The sequence below is a fragment of the Kitasatospora sp. NPDC042419 genome, from assembly GCF_056437345.1.
On sequence record NZ_JBWKAW010000001.1, the window covers coordinates 167,838 to 187,008 of the forward strand.

The 19,171-nt window shown below is 74.1% G+C and carries 25 protein-coding genes; 15 read left to right on the plus strand and 10 right to left on the minus strand.

Annotation, left to right across the window (positions count from 1 at the left end):
• Positions 1-55 precede the first annotated feature (55 nt).
• From soxR to AC067J_RS00765, 3 genes are all read left to right on the plus strand, one after another.
• Positions 56-559, plus strand: coding sequence for a redox-sensitive transcriptional activator SoxR (gene soxR, locus AC067J_RS00755; RefSeq protein ID WP_478295787.1), 504 nt, complete (start codon positions 56-58; stop codon positions 557-559).
• A gap of 81 nt (positions 560-640) precedes the next feature.
• Positions 641-1,225, plus strand: coding sequence for a hypothetical protein (locus AC067J_RS00760; protein ID WP_478295789.1), 585 nt, complete (start codon positions 641-643; stop codon positions 1,223-1,225).
• A 30-nt stretch (positions 1,226-1,255) separates the two neighbouring features.
• Complete coding sequence (locus AC067J_RS00765) at positions 1,256-1,714, plus strand: hypothetical protein (RefSeq protein ID WP_478295790.1); 459 nt, start codon at positions 1,256-1,258, stop codon at positions 1,712-1,714.
• A gap of 70 nt (positions 1,715-1,784) precedes the next feature.
• Here the strand turns inward: AC067J_RS00765 and AC067J_RS00770 are convergent, their stop codons facing one another.
• Positions 1,785-2,528: a formylglycine-generating enzyme family protein gene (locus tag AC067J_RS00770; protein ID WP_478295791.1), complete on the minus strand. Its 744-nt coding sequence runs from the start codon at positions 2,526-2,528 to the stop codon at positions 1,785-1,787.
• Positions 2,529-2,613: 85 nt separating this feature from the next.
• Between AC067J_RS00770 and AC067J_RS00775 the strand changes: the two genes are divergently transcribed.
• Entirely contained in the window at positions 2,614-3,207 is a 594-nt protein-coding gene (locus tag AC067J_RS00775) for a GNAT family N-acetyltransferase (protein ID WP_478295792.1), read from the plus strand.
• 59 nt (positions 3,208-3,266) lie between these two features.
• A complete protein-coding gene (locus AC067J_RS00780; protein WP_478295793.1) occupies positions 3,267-4,004 on the plus strand; it encodes an AAA family ATPase in 738 nt (245 codons plus the stop codon).
• 55 nt (positions 4,005-4,059) lie between these two features.
• Here the strand turns inward: AC067J_RS00780 and AC067J_RS00785 are convergent, their stop codons facing one another.
• Positions 4,060-4,902 carry an oxidoreductase gene (locus tag AC067J_RS00785; RefSeq protein ID WP_478295794.1) on the minus strand — a complete coding sequence of 281 codons (843 nt, stop codon included), beginning with the start codon at positions 4,900-4,902 and terminating at the stop codon, positions 4,060-4,062.
• A 66-nt stretch (positions 4,903-4,968) separates the two neighbouring features.
• Between AC067J_RS00785 and AC067J_RS00790 the strand changes: the two genes are divergently transcribed.
• Positions 4,969-5,637, plus strand: a complete 669-nt coding sequence (locus AC067J_RS00790; RefSeq protein ID WP_478295795.1) for a DNA-binding response regulator — start codon at positions 4,969-4,971, stop codon at positions 5,635-5,637.
• A gap of 179 nt (positions 5,638-5,816) precedes the next feature.
• Positions 5,817-6,641 carry a M23 family metallopeptidase gene (locus AC067J_RS00795; protein ID WP_478295796.1) on the plus strand — a complete coding sequence of 275 codons (825 nt, stop codon included), beginning with the start codon at positions 5,817-5,819 and terminating at the stop codon, positions 6,639-6,641.
• Positions 6,642-6,659: 18 nt separating this feature from the next.
• Here AC067J_RS00795 and AC067J_RS00800 read toward each other — a convergent pair whose 3' ends face one another.
• The 3 genes from AC067J_RS00800 to AC067J_RS00810 are packed head-to-tail and all read right to left on the minus strand — an operon-like array spanning position 6,660 to position 7,914.
• Positions 6,660-7,058 (minus strand): RidA family protein, encoded by a 399-nt coding sequence (locus AC067J_RS00800; RefSeq protein WP_478295797.1) that lies wholly within the window; start codon positions 7,056-7,058, stop codon positions 6,660-6,662.
• A gap of 47 nt (positions 7,059-7,105) precedes the next feature.
• Complete coding sequence (locus tag AC067J_RS00805) at positions 7,106-7,402, minus strand: hypothetical protein (protein ID WP_478295798.1); 297 nt, start codon at positions 7,400-7,402, stop codon at positions 7,106-7,108.
• Positions 7,399-7,914 (minus strand): ATP-binding protein, encoded by a 516-nt coding sequence (locus AC067J_RS00810; protein ID WP_478295799.1) that lies wholly within the window; start codon positions 7,912-7,914, stop codon positions 7,399-7,401. The genes AC067J_RS00805 and AC067J_RS00810 overlap by 4 nt, the downstream gene beginning before the upstream one ends.
• 260 nt (positions 7,915-8,174) lie before the next feature.
• Here AC067J_RS00810 and AC067J_RS00815 point away from each other — a divergent pair, with 260 nt between their 5' ends.
• The 3 genes from AC067J_RS00815 to AC067J_RS00825 all read left to right on the plus strand — a co-directional run bounded on the left by AC067J_RS00815 (position 8,175) and on the right by AC067J_RS00825 (position 9,507).
• The gene (locus AC067J_RS00815; RefSeq protein ID WP_478295800.1) at positions 8,175-9,029 is read left to right on the plus strand and encodes a helix-turn-helix domain-containing protein; all 855 of its coding nucleotides are present in this window, start codon (positions 8,175-8,177) and stop codon (positions 9,027-9,029) included.
• Positions 9,026-9,235 carry a DUF397 domain-containing protein gene (locus AC067J_RS00820; RefSeq protein ID WP_478295801.1) on the plus strand — a complete coding sequence of 70 codons (210 nt, stop codon included), beginning with the start codon at positions 9,026-9,028 and terminating at the stop codon, positions 9,233-9,235. The genes AC067J_RS00815 and AC067J_RS00820 overlap by 4 nt, the downstream gene beginning before the upstream one ends.
• Positions 9,236-9,303: 68 nt before the next feature.
• On the plus strand, positions 9,304-9,507 hold the full coding sequence (locus AC067J_RS00825; RefSeq protein WP_478295802.1) for a DUF397 domain-containing protein: 204 nt from the start codon (positions 9,304-9,306) through the stop codon (positions 9,505-9,507).
• Between the two features lie 12 nt (positions 9,508-9,519).
• Here the strand turns inward: AC067J_RS00825 and AC067J_RS00830 are convergent, their stop codons facing one another.
• Both AC067J_RS00830 and AC067J_RS00835 read right to left on the minus strand, forming a co-directional pair.
• Positions 9,520-11,124: a protein kinase domain-containing protein gene (locus AC067J_RS00830; protein WP_478295803.1), complete on the minus strand. Its 1,605-nt coding sequence runs from the start codon at positions 11,122-11,124 to the stop codon at positions 9,520-9,522.
• A 168-nt stretch (positions 11,125-11,292) separates the two neighbouring features.
• A complete protein-coding gene (locus AC067J_RS00835; RefSeq protein WP_478295804.1) occupies positions 11,293-11,790 on the minus strand; it encodes a hypothetical protein in 498 nt (165 codons plus the stop codon).
• Positions 11,791-11,853: 63 nt separating this feature from the next.
• On the opposite strand from AC067J_RS00835, the gene AC067J_RS00840 reads away from it, so the two are divergent.
• Positions 11,854-12,825, plus strand: a complete 972-nt coding sequence (locus AC067J_RS00840) for a helix-turn-helix transcriptional regulator (RefSeq protein ID WP_478295805.1) — start codon at positions 11,854-11,856, stop codon at positions 12,823-12,825.
• Positions 12,826-12,890: 65 nt separating this feature from the next.
• Here the strand turns inward: AC067J_RS00840 and AC067J_RS00845 are convergent, their stop codons facing one another.
• Positions 12,891-13,541 carry an HAD family hydrolase gene (locus AC067J_RS00845; RefSeq protein ID WP_478295806.1) on the minus strand — a complete coding sequence of 217 codons (651 nt, stop codon included), beginning with the start codon at positions 13,539-13,541 and terminating at the stop codon, positions 12,891-12,893.
• A 75-nt stretch (positions 13,542-13,616) separates the two neighbouring features.
• Positions 13,617-14,219 carry a hypothetical protein gene (locus AC067J_RS00850; RefSeq protein ID WP_478295807.1) on the minus strand — a complete coding sequence of 201 codons (603 nt, stop codon included), beginning with the start codon at positions 14,217-14,219 and terminating at the stop codon, positions 13,617-13,619.
• A 268-nt stretch (positions 14,220-14,487) separates the two neighbouring features.
• On the opposite strand from AC067J_RS00850, the gene AC067J_RS00855 reads away from it, so the two are divergent.
• Positions 14,488-14,940: an NUDIX hydrolase gene (locus AC067J_RS00855; protein WP_478295808.1), complete on the plus strand. Its 453-nt coding sequence runs from the start codon at positions 14,488-14,490 to the stop codon at positions 14,938-14,940.
• A 193-nt stretch (positions 14,941-15,133) separates the two neighbouring features.
• Here AC067J_RS00855 and AC067J_RS00860 read toward each other — a convergent pair whose 3' ends face one another.
• Complete coding sequence (locus AC067J_RS00860) at positions 15,134-16,945, minus strand: MFS transporter (protein ID WP_478295809.1); 1,812 nt, start codon at positions 16,943-16,945, stop codon at positions 15,134-15,136.
• Between the two features lie 78 nt (positions 16,946-17,023).
• Between AC067J_RS00860 and AC067J_RS00865 the strand changes: the two genes are divergently transcribed.
• From AC067J_RS00865 to AC067J_RS00875, 3 genes are all read left to right on the plus strand, one after another.
• Positions 17,024-17,491 (plus strand): MerR family transcriptional regulator, encoded by a 468-nt coding sequence (locus AC067J_RS00865; RefSeq protein ID WP_478295810.1) that lies wholly within the window; start codon positions 17,024-17,026, stop codon positions 17,489-17,491.
• Between the two features lie 11 nt (positions 17,492-17,502).
• Complete coding sequence (locus tag AC067J_RS00870) at positions 17,503-17,940, plus strand: N-acetyltransferase family protein (RefSeq protein ID WP_478295811.1); 438 nt, start codon at positions 17,503-17,505, stop codon at positions 17,938-17,940.
• A 395-nt stretch (positions 17,941-18,335) separates the two neighbouring features.
• A complete protein-coding gene (locus AC067J_RS00875) occupies positions 18,336-19,070 on the plus strand; it encodes a class I SAM-dependent methyltransferase (RefSeq protein ID WP_478295812.1) in 735 nt (244 codons plus the stop codon).
• Positions 19,071-19,171: the final 101 nt, after the last annotated feature.

Here is a 19,171-nt window from a genome sequence, read left to right on the forward strand (position 1 = left end):
TCCACGATGCTGCAACTTGAAGTCGACTTGAAGTCAAGCCGCTACAGTGGCGCCCATGACCGCGAACCCCCCGAGCCGCCACGACCTCCTCACCATCGGCCAGCTCTCCGAACGCAGCGGCCTCGCCACCTCCGCCCTGCGCTACTACGAGCGGATGGGGCTGATCCACGCCACCCGCACCACCGGCAACCAGCGCCGCTACGCCCGCGGCACCCTGCGCCGGGTCGCCTTCGTCCGCGCCGCCCAGCGGGTCGGCCTCTCCCTCGACGAGGCCAAGGTCGCCCTCGACCGCCTCCCCGAACGCCGCGCCCCCAGCGGCGCCGAGTGGGACGGCGTCGCCCAGTCCTGGCAGAGCCGGATCGACGAGCAGATCGCCGAACTCGAACGCCTGAAGGCCAAGCTCACCGGCTGCATCGGCTGCGGCTGCCTCTCGCTCACCCGCTGCTCCCTCTACAACGCCGGCGACCGCGCGGGCGCCGCCGGCCCCGGCGCCCGCTACCTCCTCACCCGCGACCCCGCCACCGGCCCCGAACCGGCCGACAACGACTTCACGAACTGAGCCCGCCCCGAGACGGCCCGCCCGCGCCCCCGCCCCGCCCGCGCCCCCGCCCCGCCCACACCCGAGGAAGCCACCCCGCCCATGACCGCCCCCGACGGGCCCACGACCCTCTTCCTCGCCGACGGCCTCGACCCGGCCGTCGCGGCCGCCGTGCACCGCGAGGCCCTGCGCGCCCTGCGGCCCGCCGTCGACCGGGCCTGGGTGGACGCGTACAGCGACGACCCCTGGCCGGACGAGGTGCGGCCCGCCCACGAGCAGGCCCTGGCCCTCGCCCGCGCCGCGCTCGCCGGCGGCACCCGGACCCGGCGCTCCGACCCGGGCATGGGCATCGAGATCGACCTCCGCGACGACGCGCAGTTCGCGGTGCTGCTGGCGCTCGTCCCGTACACGATCGGCGCGGAGGGGTGGCGGGGCGGTGTCCAGATCTACGGTGCGGGTGACACCGGGCGGGCCTTCCACGTGACCGTCACGGCCGGGCAGGAGGCCGCGCTCCGTGCCCACCTCGCGGCGGTCGGGCTGCCCGCGGAGGCGCTGCGGGACCGGCCCGTCCGGCGGTCCACCCGTTCGGGTGACGGTGGTGCAATTCGCCGTCGGCTCAGGGCAGTCGGGGCCAGGATGAACCCGCGCCGCCCCGCGCGGTCCGCGGACTCCGCACCGCCCGCGTAGTCCGTCCCGCTCCTGCTTCCCGGAGGCATCATGAGCGACACCACCGGAGAGACCACCGGCGAGACCTTGCGCATCCGCTCGCGCGGCTCGTTCGTGGGCGTGATCGAGGGCAGGCTCTTCGCACTCCCCACCCCGGCCCACCCGGCCGCGCGGTTCACCGTCGAGCCGGCCGGCGACGGCAAGGTCCGGGTGGTCGAGCGGGAGTCCGGACTCGCCCTCGCCGTCGGCCCCGAGGGCGAACGCCTCACCCAGGCCGTCCTCGCCCCCGTCGACGCGCCGGACTCCCGCTGGACGCTGCTCCGGGTCGGCGAGGACGGCGACCCGGTCTCCGTCGACGGCCTCCACGGCCCCGGCCACCACCTGCTCCAACTCCCCGGCACCGGCCGCTTCATCGGCCGCGCACCGTACGAGCCGCTCGCCCTGCGGCCGAAGCCGATCACGGTCGGCGGCGAGGGGCGGCTGGAACCGCTGTACTTCCAGCTCACCTGACGCCGCCCGGGTCGGCCGAGGCCACCCGGGTCCGCCGAGGCCGCCGAGGCCGCCCGGTCCGCGCCTCCCGTCAGCCCTGGCCCGAGCGGGCGACGCGGAACCCGACGTCGTCGAGCCGCAGCGTCGGGTGGCTGCGCCGCCGCACCGACGCCCGGCAGCTCCAGTGCTCGTCGAACCATCCCCCACCGCGCAGCACCCGGTAACTCCCGTAGACCGCCGGGTCGTACTGGTCCCAGCACCACTCCCACACGTTGCCGAGCAGGTCGTGGAACCCCCACGGGTTGGGTCGCCGACCGCCCACCTCGTGGGCCCGCTCCTCCGAGTTGCCCCGGTGCCAGGCGATCTCGTCCAGCAGCCCGTACCTCGGCCCGGTCGTGCCGGCGCGGCAGGCGTGCTCCCACTCGGCCTCGGTCGGCAGCCGGTACCCGTCGGCGGCGGTGTCCCACCCGATCGCGGGCCCCTCGCCGCCGCGCTCGCCTTCCGCCGGACCGCCGTCGATCCGGTACGCGGGCGCCAGCCCCTCCAGCGCCGACCGCGCGTTGCAGTACCGGACGGCGTCCCACCAGGACACCTCGACAGCGGGCAGTCGGCCCCCGTCGACCTCCTGACCGCCGTCGGCCTCCTGGCCCCTGTCGGCGTCCTGGCCCCCGTCCGTCGCGCCGGTCACCCGGGCGTACTCGGCACGGGTGACCGGCACCGCCGCCAGCCGGTACGGCGCGAGGCGCACCGGCCAACTGCGCAGCGTCCTACGGTCCGACAGGGTCACCTCCCCCGCCGGAACGGTGATCAGCCCGGTCCCCCCGTGTGCGTCCATGGGCACAGGAGCCTAGCGGCGCGCCGCGCTGCCGGGCGGCGAAAATCCGGCGGGGTTCCGGGGCCGCAGCGTCGATGATGTGCCGGTGACCCACGTACTCGAAGCCGCCCGCGCCGACGACGCCACAGCGCTCGGCCCCCTGCAGTTGAGGGTCTGGCTGCAGACCTATCCGGACGAGGGGGCGGGGATCGACGAGGCCTGGATCCGCGAGCACCGCGGCTCCTCCGCCACCGCCGAGGGGATCGCGCAGTGGCGCGAGTTCATCGAGGCGGCGGCGCGACGGCCGGACCTGCTCTTCTGCCGGGTCGCCCGCCCCGCGGCGGAGGCCGGGGCGGAGGCCGGGGCGGAGGCCTCGGCTGCGGCCGGGATCGTCGGCTTCCTCTGCGGCCGCCGCGACGAGGTGGTCACCCTGGGGCCGATGTACCTGCTGGACGAGGCACAGGGGCAGGGCCTCGGCGACCGGCTGATGGACGAGTTCCTCGCGTGGGCCGGGGGCTCGCCGGTGCACCTGTGGGTGACCGACTACAACCGGCGCGCGATCCGCTTCTACCGGCGCCACGGGTTCCGGACCACCGGGGAGCGGGAGCTGTGGCGGGGGCGGCTGCCGAACGTGCGGATGGCCCGTGACGCCGCCCTGCCGGGCAGCGGCCCGAGCCCGCTTGTCGTACCCGTCTCCTAGGCTCGGACGTACGGCTGCCGAGCTTCCGACGGCGGCCGCGCACCGCCAGGAGGGCCCTCGTGATCGTCGACCGGATACGCGTCCACCCGCAGCTGCTCAGCGCGGACGACCAGGACGAATGGCCGTGGACGGTCCCGTGCGTCCGCGCCCTGGTCGGATCGGGGATCGCCCTGCCGGCGCCGGTGACGTTCCTGGTCGGCGAGAACGGCAGCGGCAAGTCGACCGTCGTCGAGGCGGTGGCCGAGGCGTTCGGCCTGGACTCGTACGGCGGGCGCGGCGGCTCCCGGTACGCCTCGCCGCGTGAGAAGAGCGTCCTGGGCGAGTGCCTGCGCCTGGAGTACACCCCGCGCGGGCTCGCCATGGCCTCCGGGCGGCGCTCCGGGCGGCGCGGCTTCTTCCTGCGGGCCGAGTCGGCGATGCGGATGATGGCCGAGAAGCAGGGCTGGCCCGGCTACTGGGAGGAGCGCACCGACCTGATGAGCCACGGCGAGGGGTTCCTCACCGTGTTCGAGTCGATGTTCCGCGGGCCCGGCCTCTACGTGCTGGACGAGCCGGAGGCCGCGCTGTCGTTCACCTCCAGCCTGCGGCTGGTCGCCCTGCTCCAGGAGCTGGGCCGGTCCGGCGCGCAGGTCGTGTGCGCGACCCACTCCCCGATCCTGGCCGCCACCCCGGACGCCGCGGTCCTGGAGGTCGGCGAGCACGGCATCCGGCCCACCCGGTGGCAGGACCTCGCCATCGTCGACCACTGGCGCCGCTACCTCGAACGCCCGGAGGCCTACCTGCGGCACCTCACCTGACGCCCTGCTCCCCCTGCGCTCCGGCCCGCTCACACCTCAGCTCGTCCAGGCCCGCTCAGGCCCGCAGCTCGGCCAGGTCCTCCGTGCCGAGCACGAGGTCCCCCGCCGCGAGGTTCTCCTCCAGGTGGTCGAGCGAGCCGGTGCCCGGAATCGCGAGCACCGACGGCGAGGCGGCCAGCAGCGCGCCGAGCACGACCTGCGTCACGGTCGCCCCCAGCCGGGCCGCCACCCGCTCGTGCCGTTCGAGGTCGAGCGGGACCCAGCCCCCGCCGATCGGGAAGTACGGCACGTACGCGATGCCCTCCGCCTCGCACACGGCCAGCAGGTCGGCGGCGCGCTCGTGCGAGTTCTGCACCGCCGCGACGGGCGCGACCGCCCGGGCCTCGGCGAGTTGCGCGGCGTCGACGTTGCTGACGCCCAGGTGCCGGATCAGCCCCTGCTCCCGGAGCTCGGCGAGCACGGCGAACCGTTCGGCGACCGACTCGCCGCCCGGCCCGGTCAACCCGCCCACCCGCAGGTAGACGAGGTCCAGCCGGTCCAGCCCGAGGGCCCGCAGGTCCGCCTCCACCAGGCCGCGCAGCTGCCCGGGGCCCGCGTGCCCGGTCGGCACGCCGTCGGGGCCGGGCAGCGGACCGACCTTCGTCGCGATCACCAGGTCGTCCCGGTAGGGGGTCAGTGCCGTGCGGATCAGTTCGTTGGCGCGCACCGCTCCGCGGTTGTAGAAGCCGGCCGTGTCGATGTGGTTCACACCCAGCTCCACGGCGCGCCGGAGCACCGCGATGCCGGTCCGGGGGTCGCGCGGCGGGCCGTCGAAGGTGCCTGCGGCCAGGCGCATCGCGCCGAAGCCGAGCCGGTTGACAGTGAGGTCCCCGCCGAGCGGGAAGGTCTTGGTCGTCATGGGCCCATGCTGTCCGCCGCCGCGAACTGCCACGAGACCGTGGCCAGTTGCTGCCAGACTGGGCGGATGCGCAACGAGCAGGTGTTCTCGGTCCACGGCGACGCGGAGCTGACCGCGCGCGCCGGCCATCTCTTCGGGTCCGCGCGGACCGAGTTCCTGTGCGCGGCGCGGGACCTCCGCACCTGGTCCCGGCCGGAGGCGAGAGCCGCGATCGGCAGCCGGGTGCGGGCCGCGGCCGCGGCCGGCTTCACCGCCCGCAAGCTGCTCAGCCCGGTCGCGCTCGCCGACGAGGAGGCCCGCGCGCACCTGCGGGCGGTGCGGGGCGAGGGCGCCCTCGTCCGGATCAGCGGCTCGCCGCTGCCGCACGAGACCATCCTGATCGACCGGCGGGTGATGATCCTGGCCGGCCGGGAGGCCCCCGCCGGCCGCGAGTACACCGTGACCACGTCGCAGACCCTGATCGACGGCGTGCACTCGCTGTTCGAGGCGCTCTGGGCCCGCTCCGTCGACCTCGACGCGTACCTGTCCGCCGACGTCCCGCACCTCGACGCCGACGGCCGCACGATCCTCCAAGCCCTGGGCTCGGGGCTCACCGACCAGGCGGCGGCCCAGCGGCTCGGCGTCTCGCTGCGCACGTACCGGCGGCGGGTGGCCGAGCTGATGACCCGGCTGGAGGCGGACTCGCGCTTCCAGGCCGGGCTGCGCGCGGGTGAACTGGGGCTGCGCCGGGCGTAGTCGGCGGCCCTCGGCACGCCCCGGGGCCTGCCCGCCCCCTCGGCCGTCCGTACACGGCGGGCGTCCGGGTCGGCGGGCGTCCGTGCACGGCGAGCGTCCGTACACGGTCCGGGTACGGTGATCATGCGGGCGTGCGGCCGTCCGCGCCGATCACCCGACCTGCCGCCGGGGGGCTGCCGATGCTGATGACCGTCTGGAAACGACACGGGCTGCTCTTCGGCGCCGGCACGGTCTGCGTCCTGGCGAACGGGGCCGGCATCGGCCCGCTGTGGATCGCCGGCGTCGCGCTGCTGGCGCTCGGCGGGCTGCTGCACTGGCTGCTGATCCGTCGGCAACGACCTTGCACGACAAGGGAACCGGTGCCGGTGGCCGTGCCGGTGACCGGCCACTGGACGGCGCTGAACGGGCCTGCGACAAAGGTGCCCAGCCACACGCACAGCCACGCGCAGACGTACGCCATCGACCTCACGTACGCGCCGGGCGACGGCGAGGCCCAGGGGCCGCCGTTCGCCACCGCCTGGCCGTTCAGGCGGCGCCCGGAGCTGTTCCCCACCTTCGGCCGCCCCGTGCTGGCGCCCGCCGACGGGGTGGTGGTGGCGATGGAGGGCCGGATGCGCGACCACTGGTCGCGGACCTCGCTGCCCGGCTACGGGTTCCTCTTCCTGGAGGGCTTCCTCCGGGGGCTGGGCCGGCCGCGCCACCTGTGGGGCAACCACGTGCTGCTGAACCTGGGGGACGGCGTGGTGGCCGGGTTCGCCCACCTGCGGCGCGGGTCCCTCGCGGTCGCCGTCGGGGACCGGGTGCGGGCGGGGCAGCAGCTCGGCGAGTGCGGGAACTCGGGCAACTCCTCCGAACCGCACCTGCACTTCCAACTGATGGACGGTCCGGACCCGTTGACCGCGCGCGGGGTGCCGTTCCGCTGGTCGTACCGCGACGAGGCCTCCGGCACCGAGCGCTCAGGGGTGCCGGAGGACACGGCGGTGTTCAGCGGCGTCGGCGCCTGAAGCCCCCTCGGGGGAGCATCAGCCGAGGACGGCGTCGACCTCCACCTCGACGAGCCACTCAGGGTCGATGAACCGCGAGACCTCGACGAAGGTGCACACCGGGCGGACCTCGGCGAACCGCTCGCCGTGCGCCTGGGCAGCCTCCTCCCAGCGGGTCACGTCGGTGAGCATGACGCGGGTCCGCACGACGTCGTCCAGTGCGGCGCCCGCCGCCTTGAGTGCGGCCTCGGCGATGTCCAGGCAGCGCACGGTCTGCGCGCGGACGTCGCCGGGGCCGACGGTCGCCCCGTCGTCCCCGATGGGGGCGGTACCGGCGACGGCGACGTACGCGCCCTTGCGGACGGCACGGGAGAAGCCGATGCGGGGTTCGAGCGGGGAGCCGGAACTGACGTTCTGCCGTGAGCTGTTGATCTCCATCGGCCCATGGTCGCAGGGCAGGGGCGCAGCTCCGGTGGGGGCGGGGCCTATTGACGGTTCGTCGAAGCGTCGCCCTCGGCCCAGCGCAGGCGCAGGTGGTGCACGCCCTCCGGGAGCGTGACCGGGAGCGACAACGGGCCGGTGACGGTGAGGTGTTCGGAGATGAAGCGGTCGGCGCCCGGGCCGGTGAGGTAGCGCTCGAACCGCTCCCACTGCGGTCTGCCGAGCGGCCGGAACTGGAGGGCGAACCAGAGCGCGGCGAGGGCCTTGGGGAGGAGGAGGTAGGTGATCGGGGGCAGGATGCCGCCGGTGATCTCGGCCGTGACCGAGCGGTCCTCCGTCACGCGGCACGCTCCCCGGGGCCGGCGGGGCCGGGGGCGGGGCCGGGGGCGGGGTCGGGGGCGGGGTCGGGGGCGGGGTCGGCGCCGGACTCGGCGGGCGCGGGAGCGCACTCGGCCCAGACGATCTTCCCGACGCCGTCACGCGGGCAGCAACCCCACTGCCGGGACAGCAACTTGACCAGCAGGATGCCACGCCCCGACTCGTCCTCCCCACTGGCGGCCCGGAAGACGGGACCGCGCTCCCCGCGCGCGTCGTGCACCTCGATCCGGAGCCGCCGCCGGTCGACGTGGAGCACGAGGCGGATGCGGCGGCCGATCGGCGTGCCGTGGACGACGGCGTTGGTCACGAGCTCGGTGACCAACAGCCGCCCGGTGTCGAGGAAGCACTCACCGCCGGGGGCGTCGGCGAGGAGCCTTTCGAGGACCCGGCGCGCTTCGCCCGGGGAGCGCCGGCTGCGCGGCAGCCAGCAGGCGAGGGAGCGGGGGGAGTGGGGGATGGAGGGGGTTTCGGACATGGCGGATTCACCGTCCAGGTACAGGGAGTTGAAGGCGAGGTGCAGCCACGGGGGCGGCCGCGAGGAGGCATGGGAATGCCCGGCGACCAGCCGTCTTGATCACTCAGACGAACCGTCGAGTTACTCCATGTAGCATGCACCCCAGAGCGGATTGCCTGCAAGCGCATGTCGCCAGCAATTGCAGCTTCGGCCATCATGGTTGAGGCTCTGGAAGGGGTGGCAGACTATGCAAGGAACCGAACGGCCAGGGAGTGTGACGAGTGAGCAGTCCGACCGTGCTGCGACGTAGGCTCGGCGGTGAGCTTGGCAAGTTGCGCGCATCACGCGAGATGAGCGCCAAGGACGTGGCCGCAGCCCTGGGTTGGTCCGCCTCCAAGCTGAGTCGCATCGAGAGTGGACTGGTCTCACTACAAGAGCGCGACGCGGCAAAGCTCCTGGCCCACTACGGAATCAGTTCACCCGAAGAGGTGAAACAGTTCCTCAGGCTCACCAGGCAGAGCCGCCAGCAAGGTTGGTGGCACGCCTACGGCGACGCACTGCCGGATTGGTTCAGGGCGTACGTCGGGTTCGAGTCGGACGCCACGAAAATCGTGACGTACCAGTGCGAGCTCGTACCGGGGCTACTCCAGACCGAGAAGTACGCCAGGGCCGTCATTCGGGCGATGAATCCCACGGAGTCCGCTGAGGAAGTGGAACGCCGCGTGGCGCTCCGAATGGACCGCCAGCACATTCTCGATCGCCAGGATCCCCCGCAGTTCTGGGCCATCATCGGCGAAGCGGTCATACGGCGACCTGTGGGTGACGGGCCGGCCATGACAGCGCAGCTGAGACATCTCGCAACCATGGCCGACGAGAGGCCCAATATCACCATCCAGGTCCTACCGTTCTCGGCCGGAGCGCACGCGGCCATGGGAGCGTCGTTCTCGGTGCTGTCGTTCAGCGACATCCCTGGCAGCGTGGCCTATTCCGAGGCGACGACCAGCAGCACCTACACGGAACGGCCGTCCGAAGTTGCACGCCACGAAGACACGTTCCTTCGCCTCATGGCTTCATCGGTCCAGCCCGAGAAATCCATCGCATGGTTGAGGAAAGTCGCAGAGGAGTACAGCCAATGAAGAACACCAACGAAACCGCCCGCTGGCGCAAGAGCACCTACAGCAACGGCCAGGGCGACTGCATCGAGATAGCCGACAGCTTCACCGACACCATCCCCGTTCGCGACAGCAAGGACCCTGACGGGCCCACCCTCGCCTTCACCACCACCGCCTGGCAGGCCTTCATCACCGCCATCCACACCGGCGAACTCCCCACCCACCCCTGACCAACCCGACAGGCCCGGCGCCCGGTCCGGCGCCGGGCCTGCACAGCGGCAACAGGAAGGCAGTCACCATGCGTATCGATCCGACGTGGCGCAAGAGCAGTTACAGCGGCGGCGAGGGCGGCAACTGCATCGAGGTCGCCGACAGCTTCACCGACACCATCCCCGTCCGTGACAGCAAGGACCCCGACGGGCCCACCCTCGCCTTCACCACCACCGCCTGGCAGGCCTTCATCACCGCCATCCACACCGGCGAACTCCCCACCCACCCCTGACCGGCCGCCGGTTCAGAACTCGCGCATGCACAGCACCGAGCCGCTCACGGGCAGCGCGACGTCCTTGCCCTCGACCCAGTCCTTGACCGCCGCCGGGCAGTTGCCGGCCGGATCGCGGTACAGCAGCTCGTAGTAGTGGGCCCAGTCGTTGGGCTCCTCGGTCTCGAACATTCCGCGCACCCTCATGAGCGCGCACGGCAGGGTGAACCAGTTCCCGTGCTCGGCGTCCAGGCTCCCCCCGGGCTTGACCGGAAGCTCCAGGGCCACGCAGTCCCCGGCCTTCGCCTCCAGAAGGCCCCCTCTGAACAGAGGAGTCGCCACCCCCACGATCCCCAGCACCAACGAGGCGAAGAGGAGCCAGGCGAACGTCGAGATCGCCATCCGCGTGCCCCGACGCATCGGCGGCCTCGGGATCTTCGCGTCGGGCCTGCCGACGCCCGCGACCGGCGAATCCTTGCGGGCGGTCTGCCCGGCCCGGCGGTAGACCTGGTACAGGATGCCTTCGACCGGCGAGGTGACGACGATGTTGCCCCGGCCGGAGGTGACCTCCAGCAGCGGATCGTCCGCGGCGACCGTGTCCCCCACCTGCTTGTGCCAGCGGACGACGGTCGTCTTCCCCAGTCCGGAGGTCTCGCCCGGAAGCCACGGCAGGGCCAGCCGCATGAACCCCTGGCCGACGGTCGACACCTTCGCCGGGAGGGGCCGGAAGCCCGTCGGCGGTTCGGGGAGCGTCAGCGTCGTCAGCCGGCTGGTCCGCAGGACCTGTGTGGTGATCAGCTCGCTGACCTCGGGCGGCAGGTGCAGTCCGGTGGTACCGGACGGCGCCACGCACCGTTCCAGGACCTCGGGGACGCCCGGCCGGTCGGCCGGGTCCTTGGCCAGGCCCTCCGTGATCAGCGGCAGCAGGGCGGCCGGAACACCGGCGAGGTCGGGTTCCCCGTGGACCACCCGGTACAGGACCGTCTCCGTCGGGCCGTCCCCGAACGGCCCCCGCCCGGTGGCCGCGTACGCCAGGACCGCCGCGAGGGAGAACACGTCACTGCGCTGGTCGGCCTCGCGCCCCTGGATCTGCTCGGGGGACATGAAGGCGGGCGTGCCGATCACGCGCGTGCGGGTCAGTCCTGAGGCGGCGTCCAGCGCACGGGCGATGCCGAAGTCGATGACGCGCGGCCCGTCCTCGGCGAGCATCACGTTGCCGGGCTTGAGGTCGCGGTGCACCACCCCGCAGGCGTGGATGGCGGCCAGCCCCTCGGCCAGGCCCGCCCCCAGCGCCGCGACCGTGTCGGCGGGCAGCGGGCCGTACGCCGTGACCGCGTCCTGGAGGGTCGGCCCGGGAATGTAGGACGTGACCAGCCAGGGCGGGTTCGCCTCCGTGTCCGCGTCCACGACCTGCGCGGTGTAGAACCCGCCGACGCGCCGCGCCGCGTCCACCTCCCGGGCGAACCTCAGGCGGAACTCGGCGTCCTCGGCCAGCTCCGGCCGCACCACCTTCACTGCGACCGTCCGCCCGGCCCGGGAACGGCCCAGGAAGACCTGCCCCATCCCCCCGGAGCCCAGGCGTGCCAGCAGCCGGTACGGTCCGACCTCCTGTGGATCGGTCTGCAGTAGCTGCTCCATCGAACCATTCCCCCGTCCACGACAAGCGCTGCTCCACCCCGGATGCTTGCAGCAACCTACCGGCCGTGAAACACGTGTGACGGGTCGTCGGGTGATTTCTCCCGCACGCCCGGAGCGGCCGTCGGGGCCCGTCCCCGCCTGCCGCCCCCGCCCACCCACCGTTCCCCGCTACTCCCCGCTACTCCCGCCGGCCGCGTCCGCCCGGCGGGTGAAGTGCATGTGCCAGTTGGTGATCCAGGTCTCGCCGCCGTCGAGCGAGAACGCCTGCTCCCAGTGGGCCGAGTCGGCCGTGATCTCCGACCAGACGGAGCGGGCCCTGACCTTCCGGCCGTCGTGCTCGTCGTCGCCGTAGAAGACTCCCGTGCCGTCCTCGCCGAAGCGGCCGACGACCGGCGGGAACAGCACGCCGGTCCGCTTGGCGGCCCAGTACAGCGACCACTGCTCCGCGACCGGGTCGAACAGGTGCAGCGTGAGCCCGGCGAGGCCCTTGGTCGGGAACTCGATCTCGTCGAAGCACGCGGCGCCGTCGAAGTGGCCGGTGCAGCGGGTGACGCCGGGGAACTCCTCCCAGCGGTCCTCCCCCTCGGCGGGGTCCAGGAAGTCCTTGCGCCAGCGGTTGGCCACGTCGAAGGTGCCGGTGAGGAAAGCGAAGTCGTGGTTCGTCATGCGGAGCACGCTAGGGCCCGTTCCCTGACAGCTTCTGTCAGCGGATGCCGTACGTTTGCGGCCATGCGCGCCGGCCGTCTCCTCTCCCTCCTGCTCCTGCTCCAAAACCGGGGCCGGCTGACGGCCGCCGAGCTCGCCGCCGAGCTGGAGGTGTCGGTGCGCACGGTCTACCGGGACGTCGAGGCGTTGAGCGCCGCGGGCGTACCGGTCTACGGGGAGGCCGGGCACGACGGCGGCTACGCCCTGGTCGACGGCTACCGCACCCGGCTGACCGGGCTGACCGGCCCCGAGGCGGAGGCCCTGTTCCTCGCGGGCCTGCCGGGGCCCGCCGCCGAACTCGGGCTGGGCTCGGTGCTCGCCGCCGCCGAGCTGAAGATCCAGGCGGCCCTCCCGTCCGAGCTCCAGGAGCAGAGCCGGCGGGTCCGCGAGCGCTTCCACCTGGACGCCCCCGGCTGGTACCGGAAGGCGGACGAGGCGCCCCACCTGCCGGCGGTGGCCGCGGCGGTGTGGCAGCGGCGGGCCGTGCTGGTCCGCTACCGCCGCTGGTACGCGCCGGAGATCGTGGAGCGGCGGCTGGAGCCGTACGGGATCGTGCTGAAGGCCGGGCGCTGGTACACCGTCGCGGGCGTCGACGGCGGCTCCGGGCCGCGCACCTACCGGATCGGCCAGATCCTCGACCTGGAGCAGCTGGACGAGCCGTTCACGCCGCCCGCCGGCTTCGACCTGGCCCGGCACTGGCAGGCCCACACCGAGCGGCTGCAGGAGCGGCTGTGGCAGGGCGAGGCCGAGGTCCTCGTCTCCCCGGCCGGTATCGGCCGGTTCCGGGACTTCGCGGTGCAGGCCGTCCTCGACGCGCTGGACCGGGGCGTTCCGCAGCCGGACGGCCGGGTCCGGGCGGTCCTCCCGATCGAGAGTCTCACCCACGCGGAGTCCGAACTTCTGCGCCTCGGCCGGGAGGTGGAGGTGCTCGCACCGCCGGAGCTGCGGGAGCGGCTCGCCGCGACGGCGCGGGACCTGGCGGCGCTCTACGCCTGATCCGGGCCGGTCCCGTCGGCCGGGCCTCTCCCAGGCCGGGGGCCCGCTCCCAGGCCGAGCCGGTCCTAGACCGGGCCTCCCGGATCGGCCGGGCCGGGCACCGTCGGCAGGCCCAGCAGCTCGGCCACCCTCGCGGCGGCGCCGGGGCCGTCCGCGTGCACGGTGGCGATGCCCAACTCCCCTGCCGGGACGAGGTTCGCGGGGTAGTCGTCGACGAAGACGCAGTCCTCCCCCGCCAGGCCCATCCGCTCCAGCGTGAGCCGGAAGATCTCCGGGTCGGGCTTGGCGAGGCCCACCTCGCCGCTGATCACCCGCACGTCGAACAGGTCCCACACGCCCGTCGCCACATAGGGGTTGTAGGGATCCACCCCGTACGAGTTCGACAGCAGCGCCACCGCCAGCCCCGCCCGCCGGGCCGCCTCCACCAGCGCCACCATCTCCGGCACGGCCCGCACCTCCGCGTGGGCCCGGCCCATCAGGTCCTCGTGCTCGATGCCGCCGAGCAGTTCCGCCGTCCGCCGGTTCCACTCCTCCTGGGAGATCCGGCCCAGCTCCAGCTCCACGTACAGCGCCCGGCCGGCCGGGTCCTCCACGAGCGCGCGCCGCCACGCGTCCGCGGGCAGCCCCTGCCGCTCGCACCACGCGCGCACGGACAGCCCGAGCGGGGTGCTCAGCACGCCCGCGAAGTCGACGATCAAGCCGCGATAGGCCAACACGCTCTCCCTGGTGAGTCGTTCCCGGGTACCCGGCACCCGGCACCCGGTAGCAGGTACCAGCTACCCGGTACCCGGCTATGCGAGCGCGGACGCCCGGACCGCGTCCGCCACCTCGGCGACCGACCGGCCGCCGCCCGTGTCGATGCGCTCCAGGCCCAGCGCGTCGACCTCGGCCACCGTCAGCTCCTGGAAGCGCACCGCCCGCGCCAGGAACTTGTCCACCAGGTGCCGGCCGTCCGCCGTGGCCTCGGCGTAGCGGCAGGCCGCGTGCATCCGGCTGCGGAGCACGTCCTCGTCCGAGGTGAGCCACACCGCCGCCATGTGCGGGGCGGCGAGCCGCGCGACCTCGGCCGGTCGCAGCGCCGATCCCTCCAGCACGAGGCCCGGTCCGCCGTCCTCCGCCGCCCGCGCCGTGACCAGTTCCTCGATCCGGGGCCACAGCCGCCCGTAGTGGTCGAGGACGGAGGCGGTCAACTCCTCCACCGTGAGCGAGCGGTAGTGCTCGGCGACGTGCACCGGCACCTCCCACGTCGGCGTCGGCCAGGGCCGCCCCGGGTGCCGCGCCAGCTCGTCCGTCGACCGGCACTCGAACCCGAACCGGTCCGCGACCAGCCGGGCGACGGTCGACTTCCCGGTGTTCGACGTCCCCCCGATCAGCACCACCCGCACGTTCTCCATGCGCCCGACCCTACTGACCGTCACCCACCACCCGGGGCCCTGCGCAGGAAGTCGGACCGGCCGACTTCCTGCGCACGCCGACGCTGATGTGAGCTCGCCCTTCAACCCTTCCGCCCTCGGTGTTCGGCCACGGTGCTCCGAGGTCGTCCCCTTGTCCGGCGAGGTGCGATAGGCGGCGGCAACCCGCCCCGGCCCTCTTGGACGTGATCGATAAGTTGTCCGGTGCGGCCGGGTCGGAGCCGTGGAACTCGATATCCGGAGGGGCACCATGGGGGAGCACGTACGTTCGCGCGTGTCGGCGTATGCGATCGCTACTGCGCAGGACCAGCTGCTGTTGACTCAACTCTCGGACGCCTCGCCGGTCTTCACTCCGGGGCTGTGGCACCTGCCCGGCGGAGGAATCGACCCGGGCGAGCAGCCACGGGAGACCCTGGAACGCGAGCTGCACGAGGAGACCGGCCTCGAACTCCTCGACGCCCACCTGGTGGACGCGCGGACGTACACAGCCCACCGGCTCGGGATCAGCTGGAATCTGGTGGGGCTCTTCTACATCGTCGATCTCAAGCCCGGCCCGCTCGTGGTCACCAAGGCCGACGACTCCACGTCCGCCGTCACCTGGATGCCCTTGTCCGGACTGGAGGAGTCGATGTTGTCCCCGGCCGCGATCGACGCTCTGGGAATGATCGGTGCGCGAGGGGTGCGGACCGCGGCCGCTCCCTGAACCGAACAGCCGGCTCGACCGTGTCGCCAGCCGTCCGGCCCGCGGCCGGAGGTCGAAGAACAAGCTGATGGCCGGGCCGGTCCGGCAACCTGCGGCGAGCGGCAGCGGTGGCCCGCACAGGAAGTCGGACCGGCCGACTTCCTGTGCAGGGACGACCGGGAGCGCACGCCGCACGGGCCCCAGGCCGACGGGCTCACCGACCTGCCCGCGTGACGTCGGCGTCGCGACCGCTTCCGGCCTCTTGCGCCTCACCAGCCGTACGGGCGAGGGGTTCATGGTGCGCGGCGGGCTGCACGTCCACCGGTGCCGATCCCGTCCGGAGCCGTGCCCGTGCCCTGGCCCTGGTCCTGGCCCTGGCCCGCAGCAAGGCCGCGCCGACGGCGACGCCGACCATGGCGAGGCCGGCGCCCACCAGGACCGGGCGCGGGCCGAGGGCGGCGGTCAGCGGACCGCCCAGCGCGGTGCCCGTCGGACCCGCCGTCAGCAGGACGGAGGCGCGCAGGGCGAGGACGGCGGTCAGGGCGGTCGGCGGGGTCCGGTCCTGGAACAGGCTGAGCGCCAGGGCGCTGTACGGGCCGTAGACCGTCCCCGCCAGGGCGAAGCCGGCGATCGAGGGCCAACTCGGCCCGTGCGCGGCGAACGGCAGCATGGCAAGACCGTGGCTCGCGACGATGCCCAGCAGCACCGGCCACACCGGCAGCCGCCGCAGCGCGCCGACGGCCAGGGTGCCGAGGGCCGCCCCGAGGCCGAAGGCCGTCCAGTACAGGCCGAGGAGCCCCGGGCCGGCGTGCAGGTCCTGCCCGACGAACAGCGGCAGGGCGACCTCGACGGGCCCGTAGAACAGGTTGAACAGCCAGGTCACCGCCAGCAGCCCGAGCAGGTCCGGCCGGGCCCGCAGGACACGCAGGCCCTCGCCGGAGCGACGGGGTTCGGGCGCGGGCACCGGTTCCGGTTCCGGTGCCGGTTCCGGTGCCGATCCCGGCGCCGCCGGTACGCTGCCCGGCCCGGCGTCCGCGCCTCCGTCCGGGCCGACGCCCGACCTGACGGCCGCCCCGGACACCGGGGAGCCGCCCGAACCGCCGACCCGCCTGGCGGCAGAACCCCCACCCGGCCCGGCACCTGCCCCCGCGGACACGCCCGCGCCCACATCCAGCGAACCGGCCGGAGAACCACCCGGTCCGACGGCAGAGCCCCCGTCCGAAAGCCCGTCCGGGGAGCCGCCCGAACCGCCGACCGGCTCGACCGGCCCGGCCGCGGAGCCCCCACCCGGCCGGGAACCCGCCCCCGCACCGGCGCCCAGGTCACCGTCCCGCCCGGCGACGGAACCCCCTCCCGGCCCGGTCGCCGGGGAACCGCCCCGGCCACCGGCCCGGCCACCGGCCCGCCCGCCGTCCGGGCTGCCCGCGCGGACGGCCAGGACGGCGAAGGTGAGCGCGTCCAGCCCGATCAGCCAGGCCGGGGCGACGGCCACCGCAAGGGCCCCGGCGAGCGCCGGTCCGGCGATGACGGCGACCCAGGCGCTCGTGCTCAGCAGCGCGTTCGCGGCCAGCCGCTGCCCGGCCGGTACGGCCTCGGCCACCAGCGCGTACTTGGCGCTGCTGCCCCACGCGTGCAGCAGCGAGGAGCCGGCCAGCAGCACCAGGTAGGGCACCGGGCCGAGCACGCCGAGCGCCCACGCGACCGGCACGCAGCCGAGGAGGACGGCGCGGGTCCAGGCGTCGGCGCGGATCAGCCGCCGCGCGGGCAGGCCGCGCAGCCAACGTCCCAGCAGCAGCCCGCCGGCGGCGCCCGGCAGGACGTAGGCGGCGACGGCGGCGCCGACCAGCAGCCCGGGCGCGCCGGGCGGGGCGAGCTGCAGCGCGAGCCACGCCACCGCGACCATGCTCATCCCGTCGCCGAGGTCGGACAGCGCGAACGCGGGCAGCAGGCGGCGGAACGGGCCGTGCGCGAACAGTGGCCGGTACTCCCGGGGCAGCCGGGAGAGCAGTCGGGCAGATGAGATCATGCGGGCCAGGCAAGCGGTTCACGCGCGCTTGAAGTCAACTCATGGGAAGTCCGGGCACGGGGGGATGCGGTGCGCTACGTGGCCATCGGGGAGCTGGCTCGCCAGGCGGGCCTGCGGCCGTCCGCCCTGCGCTACTACGAGAGCCTCGGGCTGCTGCCCGCCGCCCGGCGCGAGGGCGGCCGCCGGGTCTGGCCGGCCCCCACGCTGCGGCGCATCGCGCTGATCCGGATGTCCCAGCGCGCGGGCTTCACGCTCGCCGAGATCCGCCGTCTCCTGGACGACTCCCCCGGCCAGGGTTCGACCCGCCACTGGCGCGAGCTGGCCGAACGCAAGCTGCCCGAGCTCGACCGGGTGGTCCGCGAGACCCTGCGGCTGCGGGCGGCCGTCGCCGCCTGCCTCGCCTGCGGCTGCATGAACTTCGCCGACTGCGAACTCCTGTCCGCCGCGCCCGCCGAATCCACCCCACCGGCCACACCAGCCGCACCAGCCGTCGGCGCACCCACCACACCGGTCGGATCCACGGCATCCGCCACGGCGTCCGGCTAGGGTCCTGACGTATGAGCGCCGAGATCGAGGTCGTCCGCGAGGCGGACGAGGAGCTGGTGCGGGCGCTGGCCACCCTGCTCCCCCAACTGTCCACCACGGCACAGCCGCTGAGCCACGAATCGGTCGCCCGGCTGGCAGCCTTCGAGTCGAACAGACTGCTGGTCGCCCGGCTCGACGGCGTGGTGGTCGGCATGCTGACGCTGGTCCTGTTCCCGCTCCCGTCCGGCTTGCGGGCACGCGTCGAGGACGTCGTCGTCGGCGCCGCCGCGCCCGGGCACGGGGTGGGCGCGGCCCTGATCGACGAGGCCGTCCGACTGGCGAAGGACGCGGGCGCCCGGACCGTCGACCCGACGTCGCGCCCCTCCCGGGAGGCGGCGAACCGCCTCTACGAGCGGGCCGGGTTCCGGGCCCGGGAGTCGACGGTCTACCGGTACGCGGTCGCCGACTGAACTAGCCGGGGCCCGGCCGGGAGCCCGGCCGGCCCGACCTCCCGGCCCCGACCTCCCGGCCCCCGGCAATCGGGGCCGAGCCGGGCACCGGCAGCACACCGGCAGCGCACCGGCAGGGCACCGGCAGGGCACCGGCAGGGCCCTGAAAACGAGACCGAACGTTTATCCGGACACCCCGCCCCCGCCACCCGGCCGCGCCCGTGGAAGGCCCCTTCCCGGCCTTCGGCACCGGCCCGCCCGGCCGGCCGCCCCCACCCGCGGACCCGTCGTCGACCTGCCCGCCGACCCGCCCGGAAGGTGCCTCACAGGCCGTTCGGAGCAGCCGAATCGGGGGTGATCGGACGCCCTCGAACTCCTAGGCTCGTCTTTCGGGAACCCCCTCCGAAAGGCAGCCTTTGAACCGCGACATCCGCACCGCCGAAGACGTCCTCACCCTCCTCGACCGGCTCTTCCTCCCGGAGGCCGACCGCTGGACCGACGAGGCCTCGGAGTGGTGGGACGACTTCTACGCCGACCGCTCCTCCGGCCGCCCGTTCTTCGTCCCCAAGCCCGACGAGAACCTCGTCTCCTACCTCGACCGGGGCCTCCTCACGCCCGGCGGCCGGGCGCTCGACCTCGGGTGCGGGGCCGGGCGGAACGCGATCCACCTGGCGTCGCGGGGCTTCGAGGTGGACGCCGTCGACCTCTCGGCGACCGCCGTCGCCTGGGCGCGGGAGCGGGCGGACGAGGCGGGCGCGGCGGTCCGGTTCCACTGCGGCAACATCTTCGGCACCGAACTCCCGCTCGCCCGCTACGACCTGGTGTACGACTCCGGGTGCCTGCACCACCTCCCGCCGCACCGCCGGGTCAGCTACCTCGCGCTCCTCGACCGCGTCCTCGCGCCCGGCGGGTACTTCGCCGTCAACTGCTTCGCGGCCGGGGCGATGGGGTCGGAGCTGCCCGACGCCGAGCTGTACCGCAACGGTCGGCTGGACGGCGGGCTCGCCTTCACGGCCGACGAACTGCGCTGGATCTTCTCGGACTTCACCGAGGCCGAGATCCGCCCGATGGTCCCGCAGGACCCCGAGTCGGAGCTCTTCGGCATCCCCGTCCTGCTGACCGCCCTCTTCCGGCGCCCGCCGCAGGACTGACCCGCCCCGGGGCGCCCCCGCCGCACCGACCCGGCCTCGGGGGTGCCCCGGCGCGGGGCGCCCCGGGCGCGTGCGGGCGGGGCGTGCGACGCGCGACGACT

Bases quoted from the DNA above. Each gene is read 5' to 3' on its own strand.
- soxR (WP_478295787.1), top strand. From the start codon at position 56: ATGACCGCGAACCCCCCGAGCCGCCACGACCTCCTCACCATCGGCCAG.
- AC067J_RS00760 (WP_478295789.1), top strand. From the start codon at position 641: ATGACCGCCCCCGACGGGCCCACGACCCTCTTCCTCGCCGACGGCCTC.
- AC067J_RS00765 (WP_478295790.1), top strand. From the start codon at position 1,256: ATGAGCGACACCACCGGAGAGACCACCGGCGAGACCTTGCGCATCCGC.
- AC067J_RS00770 (WP_478295791.1), bottom strand. From the start codon at position 2,528: ATGGACGCACACGGGGGGACCGGGCTGATCACCGTTCCGGCGGGGGAG.
- AC067J_RS00785 (WP_478295794.1), bottom strand. From the start codon at position 4,902: ATGACGACCAAGACCTTCCCGCTCGGCGGGGACCTCACTGTCAACCGG.
- AC067J_RS00790 (WP_478295795.1), top strand. From the start codon at position 4,969: ATGCGCAACGAGCAGGTGTTCTCGGTCCACGGCGACGCGGAGCTGACC.
- AC067J_RS00795 (WP_478295796.1), top strand. From the start codon at position 5,817: ATGCTGATGACCGTCTGGAAACGACACGGGCTGCTCTTCGGCGCCGGC.
- AC067J_RS00800 (WP_478295797.1), bottom strand. From the start codon at position 7,058: ATGGAGATCAACAGCTCACGGCAGAACGTCAGTTCCGGCTCCCCGCTC.
- AC067J_RS00810 (WP_478295799.1), bottom strand. From the start codon at position 7,914: ATGTCCGAAACCCCCTCCATCCCCCACTCCCCCCGCTCCCTCGCCTGC.
- AC067J_RS00820 (WP_478295801.1), top strand. From the start codon at position 9,026: ATGAAGAACACCAACGAAACCGCCCGCTGGCGCAAGAGCACCTACAGC.
- AC067J_RS00825 (WP_478295802.1), top strand. From the start codon at position 9,304: ATGCGTATCGATCCGACGTGGCGCAAGAGCAGTTACAGCGGCGGCGAG.
- AC067J_RS00830 (WP_478295803.1), bottom strand. From the start codon at position 11,124: ATGGAGCAGCTACTGCAGACCGATCCACAGGAGGTCGGACCGTACCGG.
- AC067J_RS00835 (WP_478295804.1), bottom strand. From the start codon at position 11,790: ATGACGAACCACGACTTCGCTTTCCTCACCGGCACCTTCGACGTGGCC.
- AC067J_RS00840 (WP_478295805.1), top strand. From the start codon at position 11,854: ATGCGCGCCGGCCGTCTCCTCTCCCTCCTGCTCCTGCTCCAAAACCGG.
- AC067J_RS00850 (WP_478295807.1), bottom strand. From the start codon at position 14,219: ATGGAGAACGTGCGGGTGGTGCTGATCGGGGGGACGTCGAACACCGGG.
- AC067J_RS00855 (WP_478295808.1), top strand. From the start codon at position 14,488: ATGGGGGAGCACGTACGTTCGCGCGTGTCGGCGTATGCGATCGCTACT.
- AC067J_RS00860 (WP_478295809.1), bottom strand. From the start codon at position 16,945: ATGATCTCATCTGCCCGACTGCTCTCCCGGCTGCCCCGGGAGTACCGG.
- AC067J_RS00870 (WP_478295811.1), top strand. From the start codon at position 17,503: ATGAGCGCCGAGATCGAGGTCGTCCGCGAGGCGGACGAGGAGCTGGTG.